This window comes from Lacticaseibacillus thailandensis DSM 22698 = JCM 13996 (genome assembly GCF_001312865.1).
Classification (GTDB): domain Bacteria; phylum Bacillota; class Bacilli; order Lactobacillales; family Lactobacillaceae; genus Lacticaseibacillus; species Lacticaseibacillus thailandensis.
Genome location: NZ_BBER01000002.1, coordinates 43058 through 67520, shown reverse-complemented (window position 1 = coordinate 67520; position 24463 = coordinate 43058). Strand labels below are relative to the sequence as shown.

The 24463-nt window shown below is 54.0% G+C and carries 28 protein-coding genes and 4 pseudogenes; 4 read left to right on the top strand and 28 right to left on the bottom strand.

What is annotated here, in order from left to right:
- Positions 1-30 precede the first annotated feature (30 nt).
- Together JCM13996_RS03865 and JCM13996_RS03860 are read right to left on the bottom strand one after the other, a co-directional pair.
- The gene (locus JCM13996_RS03865; RefSeq protein ID WP_054749787.1) at positions 31-849 is read right to left on the bottom strand and encodes a TMEM175 family protein; all 819 of its coding nucleotides are present in this window, start codon (positions 847-849) and stop codon (positions 31-33) included.
- Positions 842-1291 carry a MarR family winged helix-turn-helix transcriptional regulator gene (locus JCM13996_RS03860; protein WP_054749785.1) on the bottom strand — a complete coding sequence of 150 codons (450 nt, stop codon included), beginning with the start codon at positions 1289-1291 and terminating at the stop codon, positions 842-844. Before JCM13996_RS03860 ends, JCM13996_RS03865 begins: the two co-directional genes overlap by 8 nt.
- A gap of 121 nt (positions 1292-1412) precedes the next feature.
- Between JCM13996_RS03860 and JCM13996_RS03855 the strand changes: the two genes are divergently transcribed.
- Positions 1413-1658, top strand: a complete 246-nt coding sequence (locus tag JCM13996_RS03855) for a hypothetical protein (RefSeq protein ID WP_054749783.1) — start codon at positions 1413-1415, stop codon at positions 1656-1658.
- 95 nt (positions 1659-1753) lie between these two features.
- Positions 1754-2035 (top strand): annotated as a pseudogene (locus tag JCM13996_RS10385) (tyrosine-type recombinase/integrase); the annotation flags it as partial.
- A gap of 249 nt (positions 2036-2284) precedes the next feature.
- Here JCM13996_RS10385 and JCM13996_RS03850 read toward each other — a convergent pair.
- The 16 genes and pseudogenes from JCM13996_RS03850 to JCM13996_RS03780 form a co-directional block, all read right to left on the bottom strand.
- Positions 2285-3457: a MalY/PatB family protein gene (locus tag JCM13996_RS03850; protein WP_054749782.1), complete on the bottom strand. Its 1173-nt coding sequence runs from the start codon at positions 3455-3457 to the stop codon at positions 2285-2287.
- Complete coding sequence (locus JCM13996_RS03845) at positions 3457-4323, bottom strand: DUF3737 family protein (RefSeq protein WP_054749780.1); 867 nt, start codon at positions 4321-4323, stop codon at positions 3457-3459. The genes JCM13996_RS03850 and JCM13996_RS03845 overlap by 1 nt, the downstream gene beginning before the upstream one ends.
- Positions 4324-4415: 92 nt before the next feature.
- Complete coding sequence (locus JCM13996_RS03840) at positions 4416-5159, bottom strand: SDR family oxidoreductase (protein WP_054749778.1); 744 nt, start codon at positions 5157-5159, stop codon at positions 4416-4418.
- A gap of 249 nt (positions 5160-5408) precedes the next feature.
- Positions 5409-6063: pseudogene (locus tag JCM13996_RS03835) on the bottom strand (amino acid ABC transporter permease).
- Between the two features lie 13 nt (positions 6064-6076).
- Positions 6077-6721 (bottom strand): amino acid ABC transporter permease, encoded by a 645-nt coding sequence (locus JCM13996_RS03830; protein WP_054749776.1) that lies wholly within the window; start codon positions 6719-6721, stop codon positions 6077-6079.
- A 2-nt stretch (positions 6722-6723) separates the two neighbouring features.
- Complete coding sequence (locus tag JCM13996_RS03825) at positions 6724-7548, bottom strand: glutamate ABC transporter substrate-binding protein (protein ID WP_054749774.1); 825 nt, start codon at positions 7546-7548, stop codon at positions 6724-6726.
- A gap of 12 nt (positions 7549-7560) precedes the next feature.
- On the bottom strand, positions 7561-8301 hold the full coding sequence (locus JCM13996_RS03820; RefSeq protein ID WP_156321855.1) for an amino acid ABC transporter ATP-binding protein: 741 nt from the start codon (positions 8299-8301) through the stop codon (positions 7561-7563).
- 82 nt (positions 8302-8383) lie between these two features.
- The gene (locus JCM13996_RS03815) at positions 8384-9193 is read right to left on the bottom strand and encodes a DUF6681 family protein (protein WP_054749771.1); all 810 of its coding nucleotides are present in this window, start codon (positions 9191-9193) and stop codon (positions 8384-8386) included.
- Positions 9194-9208: 15 nt separating this feature from the next.
- The gene (locus JCM13996_RS03810) at positions 9209-9706 is read right to left on the bottom strand and encodes a hypothetical protein (protein WP_054749769.1); all 498 of its coding nucleotides are present in this window, start codon (positions 9704-9706) and stop codon (positions 9209-9211) included.
- A gap of 276 nt (positions 9707-9982) precedes the next feature.
- Positions 9983-10585: a guanylate kinase gene (locus JCM13996_RS03805; RefSeq protein ID WP_054749767.1), complete on the bottom strand. Its 603-nt coding sequence runs from the start codon at positions 10583-10585 to the stop codon at positions 9983-9985.
- Positions 10586-10827: 242 nt separating this feature from the next.
- The gene (locus JCM13996_RS03800) at positions 10828-12069 is read right to left on the bottom strand and encodes a C40 family peptidase (protein WP_054749765.1); all 1242 of its coding nucleotides are present in this window, start codon (positions 12067-12069) and stop codon (positions 10828-10830) included.
- A gap of 458 nt (positions 12070-12527) precedes the next feature.
- A complete protein-coding gene (tyrS, locus tag JCM13996_RS03795) occupies positions 12528-13796 on the bottom strand; it encodes a tyrosine--tRNA ligase (protein ID WP_054749763.1) in 1269 nt (422 codons plus the stop codon).
- Positions 13797-14265: 469 nt separating this feature from the next.
- Positions 14266-14730, bottom strand: a complete 465-nt coding sequence (locus tag JCM13996_RS03790) for an MgtC/SapB family protein (protein ID WP_369395687.1) — start codon at positions 14728-14730, stop codon at positions 14266-14268.
- Positions 14711-14977 (bottom strand): MgtC/SapB family protein, encoded by a 267-nt coding sequence (locus JCM13996_RS12825; protein ID WP_369395686.1) that lies wholly within the window; start codon positions 14975-14977, stop codon positions 14711-14713. The genes JCM13996_RS03790 and JCM13996_RS12825 overlap by 20 nt, the downstream gene beginning before the upstream one ends.
- Positions 14978-14996: 19 nt before the next feature.
- Positions 14997-15278 carry a helix-turn-helix domain-containing protein gene (locus tag JCM13996_RS10820; RefSeq protein WP_156321854.1) on the bottom strand — a complete coding sequence of 94 codons (282 nt, stop codon included), beginning with the start codon at positions 15276-15278 and terminating at the stop codon, positions 14997-14999.
- Complete coding sequence (locus JCM13996_RS03780; RefSeq protein ID WP_054749759.1) at positions 15229-15480, bottom strand: hypothetical protein; 252 nt, start codon at positions 15478-15480, stop codon at positions 15229-15231. The genes JCM13996_RS10820 and JCM13996_RS03780 overlap by 50 nt, the downstream gene beginning before the upstream one ends.
- A 144-nt stretch (positions 15481-15624) precedes the next feature.
- On the opposite strand from JCM13996_RS03780, the gene JCM13996_RS03775 reads away from it, so the two are divergent.
- Positions 15625-16143 carry an NADPH-dependent FMN reductase gene (locus JCM13996_RS03775; RefSeq protein ID WP_082383798.1) on the top strand — a complete coding sequence of 173 codons (519 nt, stop codon included), beginning with the start codon at positions 15625-15627 and terminating at the stop codon, positions 16141-16143.
- On the opposite strand, the gene JCM13996_RS03770 is transcribed toward JCM13996_RS03775, so the two are convergent.
- The 5 genes from JCM13996_RS03770 to ndk all read right to left on the bottom strand — a co-directional run bounded on the left by JCM13996_RS03770 (position 16135) and on the right by ndk (position 19120).
- Positions 16135-16629: a GNAT family N-acetyltransferase gene (locus JCM13996_RS03770; RefSeq protein ID WP_054749755.1), complete on the bottom strand. Its 495-nt coding sequence runs from the start codon at positions 16627-16629 to the stop codon at positions 16135-16137. The two genes, JCM13996_RS03775 and JCM13996_RS03770, sit on opposite strands and share 9 nt — an antisense overlap.
- Positions 16630-17028: 399 nt before the next feature.
- Positions 17029-17682 carry an SDR family oxidoreductase gene (locus tag JCM13996_RS03765; RefSeq protein WP_082383797.1) on the bottom strand — a complete coding sequence of 218 codons (654 nt, stop codon included), beginning with the start codon at positions 17680-17682 and terminating at the stop codon, positions 17029-17031.
- Positions 17679-18278 carry a TMEM175 family protein gene (locus JCM13996_RS03760; protein WP_054749751.1) on the bottom strand — a complete coding sequence of 200 codons (600 nt, stop codon included), beginning with the start codon at positions 18276-18278 and terminating at the stop codon, positions 17679-17681. Before JCM13996_RS03760 ends, JCM13996_RS03765 begins: the two co-directional genes overlap by 4 nt.
- A gap of 25 nt (positions 18279-18303) precedes the next feature.
- Complete coding sequence (locus JCM13996_RS03755) at positions 18304-18657, bottom strand: DUF1801 domain-containing protein (protein WP_054749749.1); 354 nt, start codon at positions 18655-18657, stop codon at positions 18304-18306.
- A 37-nt stretch (positions 18658-18694) separates the two neighbouring features.
- Complete coding sequence (ndk, locus tag JCM13996_RS03750) at positions 18695-19120, bottom strand: nucleoside-diphosphate kinase (RefSeq protein WP_054749747.1); 426 nt, start codon at positions 19118-19120, stop codon at positions 18695-18697.
- Between the two features lie 265 nt (positions 19121-19385).
- Here ndk and JCM13996_RS03745 point away from each other — a divergent pair, with 265 nt between their 5' ends.
- Entirely contained in the window at positions 19386-20153 is a 768-nt protein-coding gene (locus JCM13996_RS03745) for a Cof-type HAD-IIB family hydrolase (protein ID WP_054749745.1), read from the top strand.
- Between the two features lie 75 nt (positions 20154-20228).
- On the opposite strand, the gene JCM13996_RS03740 is transcribed toward JCM13996_RS03745, so the two are convergent.
- From JCM13996_RS03740 to pgmB, 5 genes and pseudogenes are all read right to left on the bottom strand, one after another.
- A complete protein-coding gene (locus tag JCM13996_RS03740) occupies positions 20229-21554 on the bottom strand; it encodes an FAD-dependent oxidoreductase (RefSeq protein ID WP_369395685.1) in 1326 nt (441 codons plus the stop codon).
- 58 nt (positions 21555-21612) lie between these two features.
- A complete protein-coding gene (locus JCM13996_RS03735; RefSeq protein WP_054749743.1) occupies positions 21613-22296 on the bottom strand; it encodes an EAL domain-containing protein in 684 nt (227 codons plus the stop codon).
- A gap of 458 nt (positions 22297-22754) precedes the next feature.
- A pseudogene (locus JCM13996_RS03730) lies at positions 22755-23081 on the bottom strand (EAL domain-containing protein); the annotation flags it as partial.
- 24 nt (positions 23082-23105) lie between these two features.
- The gene (locus JCM13996_RS03725) at positions 23106-23303 is read right to left on the bottom strand and encodes a hypothetical protein (protein ID WP_054749740.1); all 198 of its coding nucleotides are present in this window, start codon (positions 23301-23303) and stop codon (positions 23106-23108) included.
- Between the two features lie 456 nt (positions 23304-23759).
- Positions 23760-24448: pseudogene (gene pgmB / locus JCM13996_RS03720) on the bottom strand (beta-phosphoglucomutase).
- Positions 24449-24463: the final 15 nt, after the last annotated feature.

Here is a 24463-nt window from a genome sequence, read left to right as displayed (position 1 = left end):
AAGTGTCTTGCATGGCTTTCAAGCTAATAATTATGGCACGGTGGTAAACCAGGCTGTAATCGTCTGTTCCGGTAGGCCTAGTGCATGACTAGTTTCAGTGATAAAGGCCTGCCACTGATCGCTGGTCATCTGCTCGGCTGGTATTGAGAAGTCCTTATTGACCGCGTATCGCCGCATGAGTTGACGCAGTTGTCGCTTTTGTTTGAGGTCTAATTTGAAGAACGATTCCCGTCCGCTAGCTGGCATATGACTGAGATAGCCTATCTCTGACTGTTCACCATCGATCGTCAAGAACGTCCGCACTGGGATCACGAAGTAAAAGACCATTGCAATCTGCGGGTAGAACCACCCAACGATCAGTGAAACAACGATCAGAAACAAAGTGGTACGGGCAAACGAACCATATATGCTCAAATATGTCTGCATGAAGTCCACAGTATCTGGATAGCGTTGATGCAAGGTCTTATACGACACGTATTGGAGCAGTAATGTACTGATAAACACGACCCCACCATACACGGTGACCGTCACATTATTCGCATCGCTCACCATAGTGGTGGTGAGATTGGGGATCAGGCTAACGATAAAGATCAAGACTAACACCCACAGCATCATCCGTTTGGACATTTCATCAACTTCATCAAAGGTGCGTGCAAGCTGATACCAGATACTTCCAACAAAGCAGAAGCTGACCCCATACACTAAGATTGAAACCACCAGCTTATGCAGTGGCAGTGCAGTGCCATCGGTCATCGTGTTGGGCAGCTCCAAAACCATGATCGTGATAATGATCGCCAAGATGGCGTCGACAAACGTATCAAAACGGGCCTTCATGTTTTTGCTAAGCATCAGCAGGCCTGCTTTCTTCGGAATAGGCGCTTGCGACCTTGCCCAACAGTGTGATCAGCTGTCCTTGCTCCTTTTCGGTGAGGTTAGCAACCATTCGATTCTCGACATCATCAAAATACTGATCGAAGCCCTGGATCGCATTTTTGCCTTTATCGGTGATGAAGATTTGCTTACTTCGGCCGGAATCTGCGGGTATTTTGCGCTCAATGTAGCCATCACGTTCAAGAATCTGCAACAGATTCGAGATGCTAGCTGAACGTCGGTGAAAGATATCTGCCAGTTCGCGTTGAATGATCCCGGGTTGCTGCTGAATGACATTCAATGTGCGTGTCTGCTGCGGGGTGAGGCCGACGTTTAGCGTTAATGTGTCTTGTAAGCTGTGCTGTTGGTTGATCATGATTTGACGCAGTAAGTCGTTAATCATGGCGACATTTGTTTTCATGTGAGATCCCTCCTCAATGATTATACCAAAAAAAATAAAATAGACGCTTGACTATTAGATTTCTAACTATTATGATGAACTCGTTGAAACGTAGATATCTAACAATCAGGAGGCAACCATTATGGACTTTTTCGGTGCATATTACTCAGACGAAGAAATTAAGCAATTCCGGCAAGCACACAAGGGTGAACGGCCATTTTTGGACAAACTTTTCTTTAAGGAAAACGGCGAACCAGAAGATTCCGATAGCAAAACCAACTTCTTTGGCGGTTTTGGTGGCTTTTCTGGTGCGGCGTTCGGACGCTTCGGCGGCGCTGGATTTGGCTTTTCAACCAAAGAACGCGATGCTATTTGCACGATCATTTGAGTGATGACGAATTCAAGGAATTCACCGATGCGCATGAAGGCGCACCCGGATTTGGTCATTTTTTTCGGTCGGAGCGACAAGGATTCTAGCAAGTAATCACTAAGGGCGGTGGCGTAGATGAAACCATTACTGAAACGTGTGATGGGATTCCGTGCTCGGAGGGCAAGTTTTCGCATATTGTAGACGCGTACAGTGATACGGCCAAGGTTCAGCGAATTACTGTGCATGGCCTCCGTCACTCGCATGTGTCGCTGTTGATCAGCCTCGGTGAAAACCCACTCCAGATCAAGGAACGTCTGGGGCATGAAGACATCGAAACGACGCTTGGCACTTACGGTCATCTCTACCCCAACAGTAACTTTGAAGTCGCAAAAAAAGCTCAACGGAATCTTCTCCAAGGAGGTGCCCGATGAGCCAAAATAATTTGAAAAGGGTCAAAACTGTGCCACCGTAAAATCGGTGGTGCTAGAAACGTTGATACCACGGGACGGGTGCGAGATATGCCATTGTTCCCGGGAAATATATAATCGTTATTGGGTCTGTCCATTGTGGCAGGCCCTTTTTGGCCACAAAAAAAAGCCGCGGGCGACAACGTCCGTGGCTACATCAGCTCAATCTACGTTTACTTAATCCTGCCGCGTCTGCAGGTAATGCGTGATGCCCCGGTCGAGCCGCTGCAAGCCGTCCTGCAGCATGGCTGGTGGGCACGCATAATTCAGGCGCAAGAAGCGATTGCCGTTGCCGTGGTAAATCGTCCCGGGTGACACAATCAGTCCGGTCTCCTGCCGTATGCTGGCGGCTAATGCCGCCGCATCGTCAGTGACCGCGCCCACATTTAACCACATCAGGTAAGTAGCTGTGCTCGCGACCACGTGCACCGCAGGGATGTGGTGTGTAATAAAGTCCCGCGCCTGGGCAAAGTTGGCGGCCAGCTGCTGCCGCAATGCCGCTAACCACGCGTGACCCTGGGTGTAAGCCGCAATGGTGCCGGGAATCGCCAGCAAGTTGGGTTCCGCAACCTCATCCGTATTCAGTCCGCGACTGACCTGTGCGCGCAAGTGGTCGTTGGGGACGATCACCGTGGCCGCGTGCAGGGCCGCCACGTTAAACGTTTTACTAGGCGAAACCAAGGCAATGGTTTGCTGAATCAGCGGGATGGGCAACGCAAAAATCGGCGTATAATCCGGCCCCCGCCATACCAGGTCCCCATGGATCTCATCGGACACCAGCACCACGTGGTATTGCCGACACAATGTTGCGACCCGCGTTAACTCGGCGCGCGTCCACACTTTGCCCACCGGATTGTGCGGGTTACACAGAATCATCATGGTTGTGAGTGGCAAAGCCAACTGCCGTTCCAGTTGGTCAAAGTCCACCTCATACTGTTGGTGCACGTACCGTAACTCGTTGGTGAGTACGTGCCGCCCGCTATTTTCAATCGAGTTATAGAAAATATTGTAAACCGGTGTTTGTACCAAAACGCTATCGCCCACGTGGCTCATCCGCCGGACAATAGCGGACAGAGCCGGCAACACCCCAGTCGTAAAAATCATCCATGCCGGGTCGGGCGGCACCCCGTGTTCCGTCGCGTACCAATCCGCCACGGCATGAAAGTAATCCGCGTGCGGCTCCTCGTAACCAAAAGCCCCAAGGGTCAGTTTCTGCTGCATCGCCGCCACAATTTCCGGGGCCGTAGCAAAGTCCATGTCCGCAATCCACATCGGCAGTTCACCCGGTTGGACGTCCCACTTGACCGAATCGGTCCCCCGGCGATCCGGGGCGTGCGTAAAGTCGTACATTAAGCCGTCTTCCTTTCCCCCACGGGTGCTGCGGTGACAATCTCCGTCTGCGCGGGGTCAATCTTCGTCACATCCATAATCAACGTATCGATACCCTGAGCCTGAATCCGCCCACTGAGCGGGTTCTTCACGCTGGTAATCGTACTGGTGATGTCCGCATCAATGTGGGCACTGTACTCAAACGCCAGGTCCGTCTGGAGTAGGCGGCAGTTCTTCATCGTCAAGTGATCGACGTAGCACAGGCCCTGGTCACTCGTGATCGTGCAGTTCACTAACGTTAGGTGCTTAGTGTTCCAGGCCAGGTATTCACCATCAAGGGTTGAGTCGTAAATAGTAACGTTGTCGCAATTCCAGAAGGCGTCTTTGGCGATAAAGGTGGAGTTGTGCACCTCCACGTTTTGCGCCCCGTCAAAACAATAGTTACCCACCAAGTTCACGTGGTCCAGGTAGATGTTCTTACTGTCCTTGCCAAAGTAATCACCGTTCACCTGCACGTTGGTCAGGCGAATATCATCACAAGTCCACATGGTCTCGCTGGCATCGGCGAAGTGGACGTGGTCCAGCCGGATGTGACTGCTGCGCCGGAACAACTTGGGTGCCTGCAACGCGCTGTTGCGAATCGTAATGTCGTGCGTGTACCAGATTCCTGAACGGGACATGGTTTCAAAGGTGGTGTGGTCGGCCACCACGTGCTGGCTGTACCATAGGGGGTACTTCCACTTAAAAATTGAATCCTTCAGTTGAATGTTACGACTCTCCTTGAGTGGAGACTCGCCCTCCCCAAACACGGTCCCGCTAATCGTCGCGTCGTGTTCCGCAAACAAGGGGCGTTCGCCCTCAAAGTATGCATCTGTATATTCCGTCATGTGTTCCTCCTCTAAATGGTAATAAATGAACGCAAGCAGGGCCAACCCCTTTGAACGGGATGGCCCTGCTATCTTCTAATGAAACGTGCCCACTACCAAGGTTGGTCGGTTGGTCCCACCGTAAATTCACTCACGTTAGTATCAGCTGGCATGTCAATCGCAAACTCAACGACTTTGGCAATCCGGTCCGCCGTGATCTCGTAGGTGTCATAAGTCTGCTGCATGGCCTGCGCCGCACCCTTGTCGGTGATGGTGTGTAGCAACTCCGTCTTAATGGCCGCCGGGTAAATCGTCGCCGTACGAATGTGGCTACCTTCCTGCGCAGCTTCCATCCGCAACACCTCCATCAGGTCGCGGACAGCCCACTTGGTGGCACCGTAGACCGCCCCGTTCGGGTACGCCTTCAGTCCAGCCACGGAACTCGTGGCAATAAAGTGCCCCGACTTCTGCGCCTTGAAAACCGGTAGCGCCGCAGCAATCCCGTTGAGGACCCCCTTCAGGTTCACGTCCACCATCTGGTTCCACTCGTCGACCTTCAACGCAGACAGCGGGGAGCTAGGCATCAACCCAGCGTTCAGGAACATCACGTCGAAGCGCCCAAAGGTGTTCTGGGCCAGCTGGACGAGTTGTTCATTATCCTCAGGACGGGTCACGTCCGTCACGCGGTAAGCCGCCTCCCCACCAGCATCCTTGATTTCGTCCACCAGCGCCTGGAGCTTCGCCTCACGACGGGCAACCAACACAACTTTAGCCCCACGACTCGCCAGTAACTTAGCGGTTTCGGCACCAATGCCGCTGGACGCACCAGTAATGACAACTACTTTATCTTTAATCATAGATATCCTCCGTCTGCGAACGCCGCAGTCACAACGCTGGGCGCCACTCACTGTACATATCAACTTAAAGCGTTGATGACAAGTTCCATGATAGGCGTCGGCGGGCAGCATGTCTAATGCTTATGCTGTATGAGCAACTATACGTATTATGAATAGATTGGCAGCCTTTCCTGATTCGGCCATAATGCACCAAAAGGGCGTCATCCACGGATGACGCCCTTCTTAATACGTGGCTCAACCACCACCAAGTTAAATTGCCAGCCGTTTGGCCAGGTACCGTGAAGCCAGCGACAACAGGTAGTTAATGACAAAGTAAATGGCGCTAACGCCACGTACATCGGAATCATGTAGTTAACGTTTTGCCCATAAATAATCTCTGCCCGGTACATTGCCTCAGGCAACAGGATGATTGTGGCTAAACTCGTGTCCTTGATCAGGCTGATGAACTGACTGACGATGGGCGGGATCATCTTACGAAACGCTTGGGGCATAATGACTTGCACCATGCCTGCACGTACGTGAGCCCGTTACTACGAGCCGCTTCCATTTGACCTTTGGGAACCGCGCTGATCCCACTACGAATGATTTCAGCGAGCATGGCCGACTCAAAGATACTAAGCGCGATAATCGCGGCCGGTACGACAGCAACCCGGATCCCAATGCCAGGTAAGCCAAAGTAAACGAAGAACAGAATCAGCAGCAACGGCAAGTTTCGGATAATATCAATAACGAAGCCCACGATGGCCGAGAAATACTTAACGTTAATGTAACGCGCAACCCCGAGCAATGAACCAGCCAAAAAGCTGATAATAATGGCCCAGATCGACACCTCAATGGTAATGCCGAACCCTTCTAGCAAGTAGCGGAGGTTGACCCAAGACAACGCCTTTACGAATGTGTCCATATCAGTTCACCCCCTAAGCCGTTTGCCAGCGTTTTTCGAGATAGCGCATGAAGTACGAGAGCGGCATCGTAATTACCAGGTACAGCAACCCCACCGCCAGGTACGTATCAAACGTCTGCAGGTTGGCCGACGCCACCAGCTTACCCTGATACATCAGGTCGAACCCAGACACAAAGGCTAGGACCGAGGAGTTCTTGATTAGGTTAATAAACTGGTTGCCTAATGGCGGAATAATAATTTTAATGGCTTGCGGAAAGATGATGTGCGTCATCGCTTGTAGGTAGGTCAAACCGTTACTCCGGGCGCCTTCCATTTGCCCCACGGGTACGGACTCGATACCGGCCCGCACGGTTTCAGCGATGAAAGCGCTAGTGTAGATGGTCAGCCCAATCGTGCCGGCGGTAAAGCCGTCAATGGCCACCACGTACTTGGGAATAACCACGTAGAAGAACATGGTAATAACCAGCAGCGGGATGTTCCGCACGACTTCCACGTACACGCGCCCAATGATGCGCACGACTTTGTGGGCACTAATTTCCATCAGGGCAAAGACGGTCCCGATTACGCAGCTGCCAATCAACGCCAAGATACTGCACCAGACCGTGTAACCGAGACCGCTGATCAGCGTCCCCCAGTTATCGAAGAGTACTGAGAACATAATCACTCAACCTCCTTCAAACTGAAGCCAGGAATGTCGCCAAACCACTTCTTGACCAAACGGGCGTACTCCCCGTCGGCCTTCATGTCCTTGATGGCCCGGTTGACTTGCCGTAAAAACGGCCGCTGTCCCTTGTTGACCGCAATCCCGTATGGTTCCTTGGTGTAAGTACCACCAACCAACTCGTAGTTGTGATCCTGGGCCGACATACCATAGAGAATCCCGTTATCAGTCGACAACGCATCCGCCTGACCAGACTTCAACGCGGTGAAGGCCGATGCGTAGTCCGCCAACTGCAAGACCTGCGTCTGCGGCGCGGCTTTCTTGATTTCATCCCCATACGTGGAACCCTGGGTCACGATGACCTTGGTTCCCTTCTTAAGGTCCTTCACGCTGTGGATCTTGCTGCCCTTCTTGACCAGCAACGACCCGCCGGCTTTGAAGTACACGTCGGAAAAATCAACCTGCTTTTTACGGTCGGGGGTAATCGACATCGTCGCCACGATGGCGTCAATGTTACCCGCCTTCAGCATGGGCATCCGCGTATCACTAGTAATGGTGACAAACTCGGCGTGTCCCTTTTTGCCCAGGATCCGCTTGGTGATGGCCTTGGCCATATCGACATCAAAGCCCTTGATGGTGTTCGACTTCACGTCCAACAACCCAAATAGGTTCGTGTCCGCCTTGACACCCCACACGATGGTGTTAGTCTGCTTCGCCCGGTGGAGTACGCTCTGCTGGGCCAGGTTCTTCCCGCAGCTCGATAAGCCCACCGTCAACAACACCAGCAACATGGGGAGCAACCACTTCATAATGCGCTTACGCATAGTGCTCCCCCCTTAGTGGTTAATGATCTTACTGATGAATTCCTTTGCCCGCGGCTCCTGAGGATTATCAAAGAAGCCGTTGACATCGCGACTATCCTCCAAAATCTGACCATCCGCCATGAACACGATCCGGTCACCCACGTGCCGGGCAAAACCCATTTCGTGCGTCACCACGACCATGGTCATTCCCTGGGTGGCAATCTGTTGCATAACGGCCAGCACGTCGCCAATCGTTTCGGGGTCCAACGCACTAGTCGGTTCGTCAAAGAGAATGGCCTTGGGGTGCATCGCCAAGCTCCGGGCAATCGCAATTCGTTGCTTTTGTCCCCCGGATAACATGCTCGGGTAACTGTCAGCTTTGTCCGCCAGGCCCACAGTTTTCAGTAACTCGTGTGCTTCGGCTTCCGCCTCCTCCCGCGAGGTCTTTAACACCAAGCGCGGTCCGAGCGTAATGTTATCCATCACACTCTTGTTGGCGTAGAGGTTAAAGTGCTGGAACACCATGCCGACATCCTTACGCAACCGGTTGATGTCGGTGTGCTTGTCCGCGAGGTCCATGTTGTTCACCAGCAGTTGCCCTTGCGAAATGCTCTCCAGTCCGTTGATCGTACGTAATAGCGTACTCTTCCCGGAACCAGATGGGCCAATAATTGTCACCACTTCACCTTTATCGATGGTGAGGTTGATGTCCTTTAAGGCGTGGAATTTATTCGGATAATACTTCTCAACGTGCTTGAACTCAATCATGGACATAACCGCGGCCTCCGTTTTCTTTGTATTAAATAATTTTACATTGAAAATTAGGAGAAAGCAAACTAAGCTCTCATAATGTCAGCTATTTATTCGTATTTACGTAGGCGACCTTGGCCTCGATTGTAAACTTAGCAAAGGCGTCCCGCAGACCCGAACGACCGGGTTCCTTCTGGGGCCCGCCCGACAACGTTACTGAGGCCAGCGCGAGGTTAAACTGACTCTGCGCTTCCGCGATGGGCGACAGCCCGACGGTGACCACTTCGGCCAGTTCCGTCGCGTCGAGTTCGTTCAGCCCGCCCCGAATAATCCACCGTTTGCCGTGCTGGGCCAATTCAAAGTAAGGCAGCAAGACTGGCTTACCCATAGCCAACACCGGCTGGGCCGTCTGCTGGGCTACTTCGTTGAGCACGCGGTCACTCACCCCCTGGTAATCCAGCGTCATCACGCCGGTTTCCTCCATCCGCTTGGCCAAACGGTCAATGTTGCGCTGCTGGTGCGAACCAATTACCAACGTGGTCGGCAGTAGTTGCGATTCTGTAAAAACGCCCGCTGTTGGGGTCTCCTTTTGCACGAATGCTTGCGCCGCGGCTTTACGCGCTTTGGCGTTACCACCCAACGCCCGTTCGATCACCGGCGAAATATCCGCGGGTGCCTTTTTGTTCGTAAAGTAATACATGAAGTTGAGGTAGATAAAGTAGAGCAGCACCAAAAATAACGTGAGAAAGAGTGCCCCCCGAATCCGGTAACCCGCATAACGCAGGTTGGCAACTGCAACGTACAGCAAGTAGAAGTTGGCAAAGAAGGCAATGATGGTAAACACGCGGCCCTTCGGCTTATCCTGGATGTTGAAATAACCAAAGATCCGGTTAACGATGTCTAGTGCAGTAAGCATGTATTGGCCTCCCTATCAGTTTGACGTAGCCGCGCTGGATGCGGCACTACTCGTAGCTGACGAACTGTCAGCCGCGCTGGCCGCCCCGCTACTGGACGCGGCGGAACTAGAAGCCGCACTCGAAGAGCTACTGCTAGCAGCAGAAGACTCACTAGTGTGGCCCTGCTCACTCGTATCACTAGCCGCGCTCTGCGCTGCACCGCTACTACTACTCTGATCTGCGGGTGCGGCACTACTTTGGGCGGCACTGCTGGCGCTAGAACTGTCATCTGTCGGCTTAGACTTTTTGTGGTGGGTGGCACTCGCGCTACTAATGGAGGCGGAACCGCCGGACTTAGCCGCAGCTGAGGATGCCTTCGAGGCGCTAATGCTGGACAGCAGGCTACTCTGTTCTGACGAACTCTTCGGCCGGTTCACCGGATTAATGGTGTTCACCACGTTGTACGCACTGCTCAAAAGAATAATGGAAACAATTGCCGCTGGTGATAATAACGGAATAGTCCGATATGCCATGTTGTGTACTCCTTGTTGAAAGATTGATTCATTGGATTTTATCGTTAATGAAGGTCGGTGGCGGGGAATGTAAGCCGGCAGGTCGCTTTTACCCGCGGGACGCCACTCTTTGATTTAAACGAGCTCCACCCCGCAAAAGCTGCCGTATAAGTCACTTCACCCCAAAGGCCAAAACCCGGCCTTTCGGGTAAAGCGCCTTATACTATCGCTTTTACCCGCGCGGCTCCACTCTCTTCTATTCTATCCTCATTTTGTCCCCAAACTATGCCTGAGTGCTTAAGAAGCGGTAACATTCTCCTCGCCTGCACGCGGGTGTACTCCCCACGTGTTCAACAGCGCATCCACTGCCGCCCGCGCCTGGTCCCAATCATCGTTCACCACCACGTGCGCCTTGCCTACTAATTCTGGCGGCAAGGCCAAATCACGTTCAAACTCCGCGCTTGCAATGCGCTGATTGATCATCTGCACGTCATCACCACGTTGCTGTAGCCGCCTTGCCAGCACCGATGGGTCCGTAATCGTCATGAAAATCGGTTCCACCCGGTACTTACGGACGCGCTGGACGTACGTAATCGCGCCCGCCGTATCCAACACAATTGAGGCTACATCGGCTTGTGCAAAAGCACGGTCCAAGCCTTCAAAGGAAGAACCGTATTGATACCCCGCGTAGTGCACGTGTTCAATGAAATGGTTCTGCCCAAAACTCGCGTCATCTTCAAAGTAATAGTCACGCCCATCAACCTCACCGGTCCGTTGTGGCCGCGTGGTGTGCGTAATGATGCGGTCAATACCGTACCGCGCCCGCAAATAGTGCTGGACGGACGTCTTACCGGTCCCCGTTGCTCCTGTGATAACTAGTAAGCGTTTGGTTGTCGCCATTATTTCTGTACCTCCACGTCTGTTACACACAATCATACCACAGGCACCGCGGCGCTTGACCGGCAGTTCTGTGGGACCTGACCACGCGCAACCAGGTCTGGCGCCCGGGGTTCGCTACACGCAAAAATAGCGTTGTGTAACCGACAATTGGTTACGCAACGCTATTTGCCGTGACAACTACCGTGAACTCTCGATAGCCGTATAGTTTGAAGAAGATTCTCAATTACAATATTTGTTGCCGCCTAGATGCGACGACCAAAGCTTGGCCGGAAAGCACTGATGCTCGTGTACTTGACCGACTGGCCTTCAGTAGGTGCGTGGATGAACATCCCGTTACCAACGTAGATACCCACGTGGTAAGCAGAACCAACACCACCCCAGAATACCAGGTCGCCAGCCTGCAGGTTAGATACACTGACGTAGGTACCAACCGTGCTCTGTGCCTGCGAAGTCCGTGGCAGGCTGATACCTGCCTCAGCGGCAGCGTACTGAACCAAGCCGGAGCAGTCAAACCCTGCTGGTGAGGAACCGCCCCAGACGTATGGCGTGCCTAGGTAACGAGCCGCGTTGCTGATCAAGCTACCACCACTAACGGATGGCGTGGATGAAGTTGTAGCGGCCGTGCTGGTACTGGATGAGCTCGATGCGCTGCTGCTGGACTTGGTATCCGTTGTTGCATCGCTGCTGGTGCTGTTGCTACTGCTAGTAGTCTTAGCAACGGTAGCCGTTGCCTTGCTGTCCTTGGAGTCGCTGGCCTTAGCGGCGGTAGCAACGGCCTTCGCCGTAGCCTTAGCCCCGGACTTCGCCGCGTCGGCTTCAAGACTAGCCAAAGCGGACTGGTTATCCTTCAGTTCGGTGTTCAAACTGTCGGCAGCCTTTTGGGCACTGTCCTTCAAGGTCGTCAGGTTCTTCTGGTCTGCAACCAACTTATCCTTGGTTGCTTCCAACGTCGCCTTCTTGTTCTGCTGTTCCTGCTTCAGGTTAGCCAGGTTGCTTTCAGCATTCTTAACGTCGTTCATAGCATCGGCGTTAGCCTTGCTCAACTTGCCCACCGTCAAACCACGGTCGATCAAGTCGGAAATGCTGTCACTGTTCAGGATGAAGTCGGCGTAGACGTTACCAGTGACGGTGTCGCCGGATTCCTTCTGCAGTGACTTCAACTGGGCCCGCATCGTCGCTTTACGTGCAGCGACTTCCTTCTGTGCGGTCGCAATCTTGGTGTCGTAACTCTTGATTGCGTTGGTGGTATCAGTAATCTTGTTGTTGGCATCCTTGATGGCCACGGTCTTGTTGGCCACCTGGTTGTCTAAACTAGCTACTTTAGACTGTGCTGACTGTAACTCAGCCAGCAGCTTGGCGTTACTGGACTTCTTGGCGGTAATATCGGCGCTATCCGCAGCATGAACATTGGATGCTTCCCCAAAAGCAGTAGTTGCTAGCAGGAACGCCGCAGCGATTGTTGCAATTGTAATTGACTTCTTCAAACCAGTTCACTCCGTCCCTAATGTCTTCTTCTTCTTTAAGAATCTGTAATGAAGTATAGGCTCAAAGTATTACAGGGTTGTTACGAACGTGCAATATCCACGTTACGATTCGTTACCATCTGCAACATTTCAAGGAAGTAACCGCTTACGGGTTGAACGCTTGTTCCCCACTTTTGGTCCGTTTTCGTCATACCGGCTTAATGTTTTCTTAGCCCAATCACCACAAATCCATCACACTCACTCGTTATAGTATTAACCATCAGCACGAGGCACTAGAGCAGTGGCGTAGCTTGAAGGCCATACCATTCGCCGTTCTCATTGCTGAGTAACCGGTGACCGGCAACCGTACCAATCAACCACTCACCGGTTTGAATTAACGCTAATCGAAGATGACAAAGCAAAGGGGCCACACGCCGTCGCGTGTTGCCCCTATTTGTTACGTAACATTACTGTGTCCACTAATCACCAATGTGGACGAGGAAGTATTTGCGCTTGCCCCGCCGGATGATGACGAACCGCCCATCAAAGTGCGCAGCCGGATCCACCGTGAAGTCCACATCCTGGATGCGGTCCCCATTGACGTAGATGGCCCCGTTGTTAATATCCTCACGTGCTTGGCGCCGCGACTTTTCAATGTGGGTCACGTCGACCAGGAACTCCACCAGGTTGGTGGGGGTGGCTGGTGCCGTCGCACTTGGCATGTGCTCAAAGCCCTGCGCGATTTCGTCAGCGGTTAAGTCTGCCACGTCACCGGAGAATAGTGCCCGGGAAATGTTCTCGGCTTCAACCACGGCGTCGTGGCCGTGGACAAATTCCGTGACCTCTTCCGCCAACCGCCGCTGGGCTGCCCGCTTTTCTGGGTGGTCCTTAGTGGCCTGGACTAGGTCAGCAATTTCGTCTTTGGACAAGAAGGTGAAGAACTTGAGGAACTTCTCCACGTCGGCGTCATCCTGGTTGAACCAAAACTGGTAGAACTCGTATGGCGACGTCTTCTTCGGGTCGAGCCAAACGGCACCGCCGGCCGACTTACCAAACTTCGTCCCGTCACTCTTGAGCATCAGTGGGTTGGTCAGACCAAACGCCTTGGCATCCTGGCCTTCCAGCCGGTGAATCAAGTCGATCCCGGCCGTAATGTTTCCCCACTGGTCGGCACCACCAATTTGCAGGTGCACACCGTGATCACGGTACAAAGTCAGGAAGTCCACGGACTGCAAAATTTGGTACGTGAACTCAGTGTAGCTAATGCCGCTTTCGAGCCGGCTGGCCACCACCTCTTTGTTCAGCATGTTGTTGACGCTGAATAGCTTGCCATAATCACGCAGAAAGTCGAGCAGGGAAATTTTGCTCAGCCAATCGTAGTTATTCACGATGGTGAAGTTCTCCGTTCCAAACAGTTTGACCATCTGGGCGGTCAATTTCTTTTCGTTTTCGTGGATCACGTCCATCGTCTGCAGTACGCGCTCACTGTTACGCCCGGACGGGTCCCCAATGGCGCCAGTCCCGCCACCAATAACGATGACGGGGTGGTGTCCAAATTGCTGGAACCGCTTCAGAATCATGAACGGAATCAGGTGGCCCACGTGGAGCGAATCCCCCGTGGGGTCGGTGCCGCAATAAACCCCGATGTGTTCGTGCGCGGTAATTTCACGCAGTCCCTGCTCATCAGTCATCTGGTTCAGCGCCCCGCGCCAAGCCAACTCATCAATAATGTTATCTGCATCTGCCATGCTCTTATTTCCTCCCTAACCTGATGACGACCATGTACCTAGTCCCCGCGCAGTGAGCTCTATCACAACGAGATTCTCCCCACAACAGCTACCGCGTATACCACTTGCACCAAAGGCCGAACCCCCGGCTTGTAGCTCAAGTACCTCATGCGTACCTTTAACCGGGGGGTTGCACTCCCGACAAAAAAAAGTCCCGCAGCGCTCTTCACGCTACGGGACGGACATGCCGCGGTACCACCCAGCTTGTACGGTCTTCACCGTACCTCTCTGCAGTGATAATGGTCTGCGCCACGGACACTGATTGTGAGTGTAATTCGTCATCACGGTCGCACCGGCTCGCAGCCCCCGCCGGCTTTCTGAAGGTTATCCGTGACCACTACTAGGTTCACTGGTCGTCATTTATTGGGCCCATTGTAACACACCGCTACTGGACCGTCTACGCTATTGGTGCCGCCACGCACATACCACGTTAGCGGGTCACCACGCGCACCGTGCGGATATTGTCGTTTGCAGAAATATCATCGATCAAGTCCACGTAATTGGCTTTGCGTGGAATCTCGATACGGTAGATGTTCTTGTAAACCGCCTCACCGTTTGTGCGTTCGGTGCTGAACGCCGTCGCCAGCACGTTGACTTTGTGCTCGCTAAAGTAAGACTTCACGAACTCCTGCGTCTCGGCCTTATTGACATACTTCACTTCCAGCCGCCGAATGGGCGGGGTAATGCGGAACGCGCGCTTGAGGAAGGCCAGGACAACAATCACAAAGACAGCACTAATCACCGCGATCGTGTAGTAACCCATCCCGATGGCAATCCCGAGTCCCGCAACGGCCCACAGAGATGCCGCGGTGGTCAGACCCGAAATGTTATGCCGCGTGACGATGATGGTCCCAGCACCCAGGAACCCGATCCCACTAACGACCTGGCAAACCAACCGTGCCGGGTCGGCCCGGATGACTGAAAAAAATGTCCTTGTTGTGCAGGGCAAAGTTGATGGCTTGAGCAGCAATCTCCTGCTGGATCATGGCAATCACGCAGGCCCCTAAACAAACCAAAATGTGCGTCCGGATCCCGGCCGGGTGACTATTGTGCTCCCGGTTGGACCCGATAATTCCGGCAACGACCGTGGCCATGGCCAACCGGATAATGATCCGGGTAATATCAACTGAATATGCAGACATAATGTCCTCCTCAAAAATTTTAATCTATGTCTTGAAACGTCTTACTCGACAGTTGCAGAAGTTCCCCCAGCAACTGGTTAAAACGGGTTAGTTCGGCCGGCGTGTAATGGCTCGCCACTTGTAAAGCCGCCTGGTGCAACCGCTCGTCCAGCAAGCCTTTCAAACGCGCCAACTCCGCCCCGTTGGTGGTGAGACGCAATTGCCACTCCTTGGCATTATCGGGCATGCGTTCACGAATCAACAGCTCGTTGTCAGCTAACCGTGAAACTGCCCGACTCGCCGTGGCTTGCGACGTCCCCACTAGCATCGGCAACTTTTTTTTGCGGTAGCGGTTGGTGCTGGCCGACCGCCGCCACGATACGAATATCACGTGTCCGTAAGTGCGGTAACAGCGCTTGTACCGCCGCGTTATGTGTTTGCTGCGCGACCCACCGCCGTTCCAGGTCGTCGGTGCCATCGCGCGCAATAAATTGGTTCAAATAGTCCAAAATGTCATCGATCAAGGATACCCCTCCATTTTAATGCACGTGAATAAATATTGACAAACCGTTTACACGGTATATACTACAATTTGTATTCAGGTGAATCAATATCAAAAAAACAGTCAATCCCACGTTAGTGGAGGTAAATGTTCGTGACTAAAAAAAATTGCTATTATCAGTGGCTCCAACCGACCGGGACGCGTTGCCCCCGCCGCCTCCGCGTGGTTGCAACAACAGTTGGCCACAGCGCACGTGGCAGCCGACATTATCGACTTGGCCCAGGTCAACCTGCCCTTTTTACCCGAGGCTGAGCCCCCAGCAGAGGGTCATTACACGCACGCCAGTACGCGTAATTTTGCCCACCTCATCGACCAGTACGCCGGCTTCGTGCTCGTCTTTGGCCAGTACAACTGGGGTTACCCAGCCGTCCTGAAAAACGCGCTGGACACCGTCTATGCGGAATGGCGGGGTAAGCCCGTCGCAACCCTGATCTACGGTAACCACACCATGCAAGCGGACATCGCCATCCGCCTGGTCATCAACGGCCTGCGCATGCGCCAACTGGCCACGAACATTGCGACTCCCGTCCCTGCCAGTAACGACGCGACGACGGTGGCGGCGACCCTCGACCCCTTTGCGGAGCTCGTGCCACCCATGGCCGCTGAATTTGCGGCGCTAATTTAGTGGCCGCACCATGTTGAACCAGACCTCGCCGGCATGGCTCGACGCCGACACCCCCTCGTTGACAAAGCCGTTGCGCACATAAAACGGCACCAGGCGTTGTAGGCAGGTAAGCGTGATGGCCACGCGTCCTTGCTGCCGGGCAGTCGTGGCCAAGTGTGCCAGTAACGCGCTGCCGAGACCCTGACCGCGATTCTCCGGGCGGACCGCCAAACTTAACACGGTCTGGTATGCCTCCCCTGGCTGGTTGGGCTCGCTGTGTGCATACAGGTCATCGGTGAGATACCGCGTTGCACTGGCAGGACCGACCACGTAGCCGGCAACCGCACCGTCCGGGTCCTGCGCAACGATAAACGTTTCGGGATAAGCCGCAATGCGCGCTGCCATTGCACGCGGCGTGGCGGCCTCCGCGGGAGTAAAACCGGCACGTTCAGTGGCCATGATATCGGAAAGTTGGGACAGAACTGCCGGTGCAAAGGTGTATGTCATTGGAAGCCTCCATATGTTTTAACGGATCCTGCGGCTGGACTACCTTACGCTATCACTTTTACCCACGGGGTTTCGCTCTGGTTCGTCAAGCTACACGGGGCAAAAACCTCTGTGTAACCAACCCTGGCAATGAAGCCAAAACCCCGCTTCATCACCAGAGTCCGTTACACGCCGGTTTTTGGGCGCCCCGCGTCGCTCTGGTTTTCTTCGTCGAGCTACACCTCGCAAAAGCTACCGCGTAACGCACTCCAACCCCAGGGCCAAACCCGGGCCCTGCGGCCGGAGCACCTTACGCTATCGCTTTTACCCGCGGGGTTCCGCTCTGGTTTTAAAAACGCCCGCCCGTGCCAGTGCCACCTTCCCGGTGCGCGCCGTCACGAGTGGGCGATTGTTGTTCATTTACTTCGTCGCCTGCGACCAGTTGGCTACCGCCTCTGCCACCGGTGTGTCACCCGCGTGCATGGTGATCACCTGGCCAAAGGTGTTGTGTTGCTCCAACACGGCTGCTAGTACGGCTGCCACGTCCGGAATGGCGTTCTGGCCGCCATCCGTCACGCCCAATGTCACCCGACCCGTTGCCGGCGTTTCGGTCAACGTACCCGGCTGGATGATCGTGTAGTCCAGCTGGGTGTTCCGCATCAACCAGTTATCAGCGACAAACTTGGCCACGTTATAATCTGCCAACGAGGCTAACGACGTAATGCCCGCCCACTTCTCTGGCTGCGTAGCAAACAAGGAACTGAGCATGACGTACCGCTTGACGCCAGCTTGCTCAGCCGCCTGCATCGACTTGATCGCCCCAAACTCTTCCACTTGAAGCAAGTCACGCCCACGTGAACCCGCCACAAAGTAGACGGCATCGTACCCAGTAAGGATGGTCGCCATCGTGGCGGGAGCCGCGGTCAAATCAAACGCCACCGGGGTCGCCAAATCGCCCTGCTTGAACTTGCTGGGAGTGTGCACCCCAGCGGTGACCGTGTGACCCGCTTGGGTCAACGCGGTAATCAGATCCTGGCCCACACGACCAGTTGCACCAATGACAAATACTTTCATGATTGGTCCTCCTTATGGCTAGTGTTACGCGTCGCCCGCACGAGCAACATCGTAATCCACGAGCCCGAAATCAATGCCACCATCACCCACGTGATTGGCGGCCAAAAATTCGCTAATCCAATGTCCACCACGCCGGCGGCCATGAACACAAGCCGGTGGCGGTTAACGCGCACAAAGTCGTCCCGCTGGTAACCGGGTCGCATCTGACGTGCCACCCGGGCGGCCAACGTGTACAATGCCATCACCGTGACGATATACAAAATCGCGTACGCCACACTCGGAGCGGCCGCCATCGGGTAGCGGTCAAACCACTCCGTCATCAGTGGCAATAACGAGATCGGTAGTAACACCAACGCGTTGTGCCACAAATCGATGGGCGTCACCGTCCGCATATGCACCACAATATTGTGGTGACTGACCCAAAAGCTGGTGACCAGTACGTAGCTGATCAGGTACGCCACCAGCGCGGTCAGGTGTTGCGACGTAAATAGGTCAGACCATTGGCTCCCAGCCGGCACCGCCAATTCCAGTACCATAATGGTAATGATGATTGAAAACATGCCGTCGCTGAAAGCCTCTAAGCGTCCCTTCGTCATGGCCCATACCACCTTTGTTGACACGTTAATCCTTAAATTCCATCATCAATAACTTGATGACCAATTCGGCCGGCACTTCCTGATCAAACTTAACGTTCAACCGCTTCTGCCCGGCCGTATAACCAGCAGCCTTAATGTCCTTAACTAACGCCGCTGGCACGTCCTGACTGAGGAGCAAGCTTACGTGCCCGGAATAAGCCGCAATGCTGGCACGTTGGGTGGCCGTTGTGAAGAAGGGTTGCCCCCACTTCAACGACTCCGTCACGTCCGGCACCACCTCGTGAATCGTGCGCCGCAACCGCGCCAATAGTGGCTGAGCGGCAGGCACCTGGTGCCCGATGTAGTCATCCACATCACGATAAACCGGCTTCTTTGGCATCACTATCACCCCAATTAACCGTCAATAATCCTATTGTTTAGAATAATTCTGGAAACCAGATCCGCATTTCGCGATCCGCACTCTCAACGCTGTCCGAGCTGTGGACCACGTTGCGAATCGGGCCCTCGCCCCAGTTACGACCAAAGTCGCCGCGGATGGTGCCTAGCGGGGCTTCATCCGGCTTGGTGTTCCCAGCCATCCGGCGGAACTGGGCCACGATGTTATTGCCGCTCGCAATAATGGCCACCAACGGCTTTTCCATCATGTACTCCTCCATCGCCGGGTAGTACGGCTTGCCCACGTGGGCGGCATAGTGCTGGGCCAACAATTCCGGTGTGGCTTGAATGACCTTCAGCGCGGTGATTGTGTACTGCCGCCGTTCCAGACGCGTGATCACTTCGCCAATGTGACCCGCCGCAACACCGTCGGGTTTCACTAAAATTAACGTCCGTTCTTCTGCCATAATCACTTCTCCGTTCTCTCTTTGGCCACTACGTTCAGGAACGGGCACCCGCAAACTAACATATTAACGGGCACCAACTGTTCCTCCTACTTGCTACTCGTTACGTCCCAATTATGCAGAAGATTGGCCGCGATATCAACCTTAACGCGCTTAATCCGCGCCGGTATCAGCGGTCCCCACCAGCGACCATACTTTGCTGTTAGTATGATTGTCCCTTATAATGTAAATAAGCTAATTGATATATATGTACAAAGGAGGAACCTATTTGTACCAAGCGGTAGTATTCTTTGATTTAGACGGCACCTTATTACAAGACGACAAGAGCTTAGCGGACGACACCATTAAGGCCATCGCCCGACTCCGCGCTAACAACGTATTACCAGTGGTGGCCACCGGCCGCAACATCTTTGAAGTCCAATACGTTTTGGACCAAACTGGGATCGACTCCATCGTCAGCGCCAATGGTAGTTACGTGCAGTACGAGGGCCGAAAGCTCCACGTGGAAACCATCCCCGTCCCGCTGATCGAACAGTTTAACGCCTTCGTCCGGGAGCAGGGCGACCTGGTCGGCTGGTACAACAACACTGGCTTTGCCCTAAGTGGTGCCAATGCCGCCACCCGTGAAAATTACCAGCTACTGCACCTGGACGCGCACGTCGACCCCACCTGGTACCAACACCACCAGGTCAACTTCATGTTTGTGTTCAACTTTGACAAGGAACGGCTGTACCAGCAGCACTTCGCCGGCCAACTCAGCCTCGTTCGCAATAACCCGCGCGGCCTCGATACCATGCTGACCGGGGTCTCCAAGCAAACCGGAATCAACCACTTCCTCGACGAAACGGGGCTGCAGGGGTTACCCACCTACGCGTTCGGCGACCAACTAAACGACCTGGAGATGCTGTCAATGGTCGACCACCCCGTCGTCATGGGTAACGGCAACGACCAGGACAAAGCCCTGGCCGAATACGTCACCTCGACCAACATGAACCACGGAATTTCCCAAGGCCTGAGCCATTTTGGGCTAATTTGATTTGGCCCCAATGGTCAACCACGCAATAAAAAAAGTCACCGTTAGTCGCGGTGACTTTTTTTTATGGCGCGTCACTTACGCATTCGTTTGTGCGACTGCGAGCAACGCCACCTGATTCAAATAATTGACTGGTTGGTCATAGTGGGGATTAAACAGCGTATCCACGTATGCCAAGTCCTCAATTGTATTGCCGTTCTGAATGGCTAACGACACGGTGTTGGCCGTCTGACTAATGTCATGAGCACAGAGTAATTGTGCCCCGAGCACACGATGGTCGTCGACGTTGTACACCAACTTAATGGTGATTTGTGCGTTCGGCTGCATAAATACGGGACGGTAGTTGTCCCGGTAGATGACGGATGCGGCGTGCACTCCCGCCGCCGCGGCCGCGTGGCTCGTTAAGCCCGTGGTTGCCAGCGTTTCGCTAAACAGCCGCAACGCCGTGGTGCCCTGCGTCCCGGGATATTTTTGCACGTGTCCAAACGCATTACGTCCGGCGATGCGCCCCTGCCGTTCAGCGTTGGTCGCCAACGGAATGTAGTCTAACTTGCCGGTGGGATTAAAGCGCACGGCACACGTATCCCCCGCTGCCAGGATATCGGGATTCGACGTTTCCAGCCAGTCGTTGGTGATGATGGCCCCACGTGCATCCAGTTTGACCTGTCCCCGCAGCAACTCAGTGTTCGGCACGAAGCCGGCGCACACGATAACCAACCCGGCGTGAAAGTCAGCCCCATTGGTGTGAATAAGCACCTGGTCGTGGTCATCATCGGATTCAAAGCTGTCCACACGGGTGTTCAGCTGTAGGTCTACCCCGTGTTCCTGCAAGTTCCGCTCCACCTGCGCTGATAACTCCTCGTCAATGTAGCGGTTCAATAGCTGGTTGTGTGCCTGTAACAGCGTGACCGCGTGGTCGGTATTTGCGTAGGCCTCGGCCAACTCCACCCCGACGTACCCACCACCAACGATGTAGACGTGGTGGTGATTTTGGGCGGAATCAAAGATGGCCTGGGCCTGCCGTGCGTCTTTGCACATCAACACCCGGGTGTCATCAACGCCCATCACCGGCGGCACGACCACGTTGGACCCCGTCGTCATAATCAGCTTGTCGTAGGTATCGGTGAACACCTCGGTGGTCCGCAGATTTTGGATCGTTAACGTATGCTTGTCGCTATCGATGCGAAGCACATCATGCTTGTCGCGTACGTCGATGCCCTCAGTCCGCAAATGGGCCGGATTTTCATAAAACATCTCGTCCAGGTTCTTAACTTCGCCACCTAGGTACAGTGCGACCCCGCAGGACAGAAATGACACGTTGTCATCCCGCTCGTACACGACGACCTCCGCCTCCGGATGATCATGCGCACGGCCTTCGCCGCCGCCACCCCGGCGTGGGTACACCCCACTACCACAATCTTCATAGCCTCTTCCTCCAGTAACTAATCTTGCGTTAATTGTTTTATTGATCCGGATCACTCACGTCTAGTTTGAGCAACTTGGGCTTGCCATAGAAATAGCCCTGCCGCAACGTGACCCGCAGCGCGTCGACGAGTGCATCATCGTGAGCATTCTCTACGCCCTCGAGGATAAATCGCAATCCACGCTGGTAGGCAAAGTCGCGCCAAAACTTGACCTGCGCGCGCATCTTGGGGTCATCCAACCCCACATTAAAGTTCTGCAGGGCAAACTTGATCTCACTCGCGTACGGCACCAGCTGCAACACGTGGTCCAGCTGGTTCTCGCCGCTACCCACGTCGTCGAGGCAGATCTGCATGCCCCGGTTCACGTACGCCGTCAGCATGGGCCGCATCTGCGCAATCGTAATTGGTGCGTCTGCCAGTTCCTCCGTTAACTCGATGTTGAGTCGGAGGGGCCGCAGGTAGTTTTGTGCCCGCATCAATGAATGGTTGATTTCCTCATTCAGCAGCTGGGTGCGGTTGAGGTTCACCGAGACCGACCCAATTTTCAGGGCTAACTTAGACGTAGTTGCGACCAGCACGGACGCAATCGTATGCGGCGGAATGGACGCAAACGAGTGCGGCGGCCGCCAGCCATCGCTTGTATACTGCTTCATCAACAGTTCATAACCAATCAGGGTGTGATTGATTTTATTCAACTGTGGTTGGATAAAGTAGCGGTACATGCGTATCCTCCCATTCACAAAGTAGGCTCCACCCGGTCGGTAAGAATAGTACCGCCCGCGCATACCAATTCTCCCTCATTTTACCCCAACCGGGGCGGCCCCGCTGAATAATAACGTGCCTGTGCGCGTGCACGGTGGCCGGGCGTTGGGGTTGATCACAGTCCTTAATGTGACTAGCGGCCTTGGCACGCAAGCACGGTGGCCCGTAATTTGAGCCAAAACGACAAACACCCGCCCTGCCAGGACCGCCACGTCACGTCTGGTCACTAACAAAAAAAGTGCCTGACGTTGCGCTCAAAGCACTATGGTCACGCCTGGTATGCTAATTATCCCTCTGGCGGGCACTAAAAAGCCCGCCGCGCTCATCACCCTGACCACCAAGAATGGCGACGCGGGACAAACATCAACGGGCTACTATTTTCATATTAATTGGATAATTAAACAACCAGCCGGCGGGACTACAGGTCAAAATCCGCCGCAATGGTTAGCGGGTGCGGCCGACCAAAGTAATAGCCTTGCACGATTTGGGGCTGAAACTCCCGCACCAGCGGCAAATCGGCTGGTGTTTCAATGCCCTCTAAGGCAAAGAAGTGGCCGGCCTGCTGCGCGCGTCCCACCCAGTAGGCCACCTGTGCACGAACTTCTTCAAGGGTCAGTGTCCCACGCACGTTTTGCAGTGCGTACTTATACTCATCCACGTAAGGGTCGAGGGCATCCACTAACTCCGGTAGGTTGGCACCCGTACCCACATCGTCGATACATACCTGGATACCGAGCTCTTGGTACGCCTTAGCCGCATCAACTAACGCTTAATGTGTCACCGTGTTAGCACCCGTGCCCAGCCGTTCCGTCAACTCGACGATCAACCGCGGACCACCTTTGCGCTGACAGACACCGAGCTGCGTGTAGTATTCGGGGTCAGCAAATTGTTCTTCATCCAGGTTCAACGACACTAACAATAAGTCGGACGGCATGCCGGCAAAAGTTGCCCCCAGCAGGTCATCCAACGCACTTACCTTAAACTGCCCAAAATCAGACGGGAGGTACCACTCCCCGTCACGTTGACTCCGCTCGCGTAAAAAAAAGCTCGTAGCCCGCCAACTTGCCGTCGCTAGCCGTAAACTTTGCTTGCCCCCAAAACCTGATCATTACTAAACCTCGATCCGCATGTGCTCACAGCACACTGATTAATATTCCGCTAGCCAGCGCTAACAAACCACTACCGATACGAATGATTCGATAAATTTAATAAGACCCAACCAGCATACTACTTGGACACCCTAATTGGAACCAACCTGCATAAGAATAACCAGTACTCACCATAGATGCACCCATAAGTGTCCGTTTCACGGCTAGCATTATGCATTAATCCGAATTAAAAAAACGGTTACCGGCCACCATGAAAGTGGCCGGTAACCGTTGTAATCACGTATGCAAACGCCAAATTAAGCGTAGACCGTTCGCTAATAGCTGGCAACGGGCTGGCGCATCGCGTGACGGATGTTGGCCAGTGACAGTTGCTCCGTGCTCGTAAAGTTGATGTCAGCAGCAGACAGTACCTGCGGATCACCGATCCCAATCGAGGTCTCCCCGGCAGCGTTAATGCCCGCCACGCCAGCGGCCGCATCCTCAACCCCGATGCATACTTGCGGATCGAGGTTGATCAATGCCGCGGCTTTGGTAAAGATCTCGGGATCAGGCTTACCGTGCTTAAGCGTACTCGGGTCCACCACGTTGTGGAAGTACCGGGCAATGCCAGGTGCTCCAGGACGGTTGGCGCGTTCTTGGACGCCGAGGCAATCGCCATCCGGTACTCATGGTTATACAGGTCCCGCAGAAAGTCGCTGACACCCGGCAGAATGTCCGCCGGCGTCAACTGTTCGACCAGCCGCAAGTATTCCTTGTTCTTGGCAGTCGCTAGCTCCTGTTTCTGAGCGTCGGTGAAATCATGTTCACGGTTGCCCGCCTGCAGAATCAGCTCGAGTGATTCCATCCGGCTGATGCCCTTCAGGCTATCCTGCAACTTTTGCGACCACGGGGTGCCGACCTGCTCGGCAATGTGCCGCCAAGCCTGCGAGTGGAGCCGCGCCGTATCGGTGATCACTCCATCCAGATCAAAGACAAACCCTTGAATATCATTAAAGTTGGTCATTATCACAACACTCCT

Bases quoted from the DNA above. Each gene is read 5' to 3' on its own strand.
- JCM13996_RS03865 (WP_054749787.1), bottom strand. From the start codon at position 849: ATGCTTAGCAAAAACATGAAGGCCCGTTTTGATACGTTTGTCGACGCC.
- JCM13996_RS03860 (WP_054749785.1), bottom strand. From the start codon at position 1,291: ATGAAAACAAATGTCGCCATGATTAACGACTTACTGCGTCAAATCATG.
- JCM13996_RS03855 (WP_054749783.1), top strand. From the start codon at position 1,413: ATGGACTTTTTCGGTGCATATTACTCAGACGAAGAAATTAAGCAATTC.
- JCM13996_RS03850 (WP_054749782.1), bottom strand. From the start codon at position 3,457: ATGTACGACTTTACGCACGCCCCGGATCGCCGGGGGACCGATTCGGTC.
- JCM13996_RS03845 (WP_054749780.1), bottom strand. From the start codon at position 4,323: ATGACGGAATATACAGATGCATACTTTGAGGGCGAACGCCCCTTGTTT.
- JCM13996_RS03840 (WP_054749778.1), bottom strand. From the start codon at position 5,159: ATGATTAAAGATAAAGTAGTTGTCATTACTGGTGCGTCCAGCGGCATT.
- JCM13996_RS03830 (WP_054749776.1), bottom strand. From the start codon at position 6,721: ATGTTCTCAGTACTCTTCGATAACTGGGGGACGCTGATCAGCGGTCTC.
- JCM13996_RS03825 (WP_054749774.1), bottom strand. From the start codon at position 7,548: ATGCGTAAGCGCATTATGAAGTGGTTGCTCCCCATGTTGCTGGTGTTG.
- JCM13996_RS03820 (WP_156321855.1), bottom strand. From the start codon at position 8,301: ATGTCCATGATTGAGTTCAAGCACGTTGAGAAGTATTATCCGAATAAA.
- JCM13996_RS03815 (WP_054749771.1), bottom strand. From the start codon at position 9,193: ATGCTTACTGCACTAGACATCGTTAACCGGATCTTTGGTTATTTCAAC.
- JCM13996_RS03810 (WP_054749769.1), bottom strand. From the start codon at position 9,706: ATGGCATATCGGACTATTCCGTTATTATCACCAGCGGCAATTGTTTCC.
- JCM13996_RS03805 (WP_054749767.1), bottom strand. From the start codon at position 10,585: ATGGCGACAACCAAACGCTTACTAGTTATCACAGGAGCAACGGGGACC.
- tyrS (WP_054749763.1), bottom strand. From the start codon at position 13,796: ATGGCAGATGCAGATAACATTATTGATGAGTTGGCTTGGCGCGGGGCG.
- JCM13996_RS12825 (WP_369395686.1), bottom strand. From the start codon at position 14,977: ATGTCTGCATATTCAGTTGATATTACCCGGATCATTATCCGGTTGGCC.
- JCM13996_RS03770 (WP_054749755.1), bottom strand. From the start codon at position 16,629: ATGACATACACCTTTGCACCGGCAGTTCTGTCCCAACTTTCCGATATC.
- JCM13996_RS03765 (WP_082383797.1), bottom strand. From the start codon at position 17,682: ATGAAAGTATTTGTCATTGGTGCAACTGGTCGTGTGGGCCAGGATCTG.
- JCM13996_RS03760 (WP_054749751.1), bottom strand. From the start codon at position 18,278: ATGACGAAGGGACGCTTAGAGGCTTTCAGCGACGGCATGTTTTCAATC.
- JCM13996_RS03755 (WP_054749749.1), bottom strand. From the start codon at position 18,657: ATGCCAAAGAAGCCGGTTTATCGTGATGTGGATGACTACATCGGGCAC.
- ndk (WP_054749747.1), bottom strand. From the start codon at position 19,120: ATGGCAGAAGAACGGACGTTAATTTTAGTGAAACCCGACGGTGTTGCG.
- JCM13996_RS03735 (WP_054749743.1), bottom strand. From the start codon at position 22,296: ATGTACCGCTACTTTATCCAACCACAGTTGAATAAAATCAATCACACC.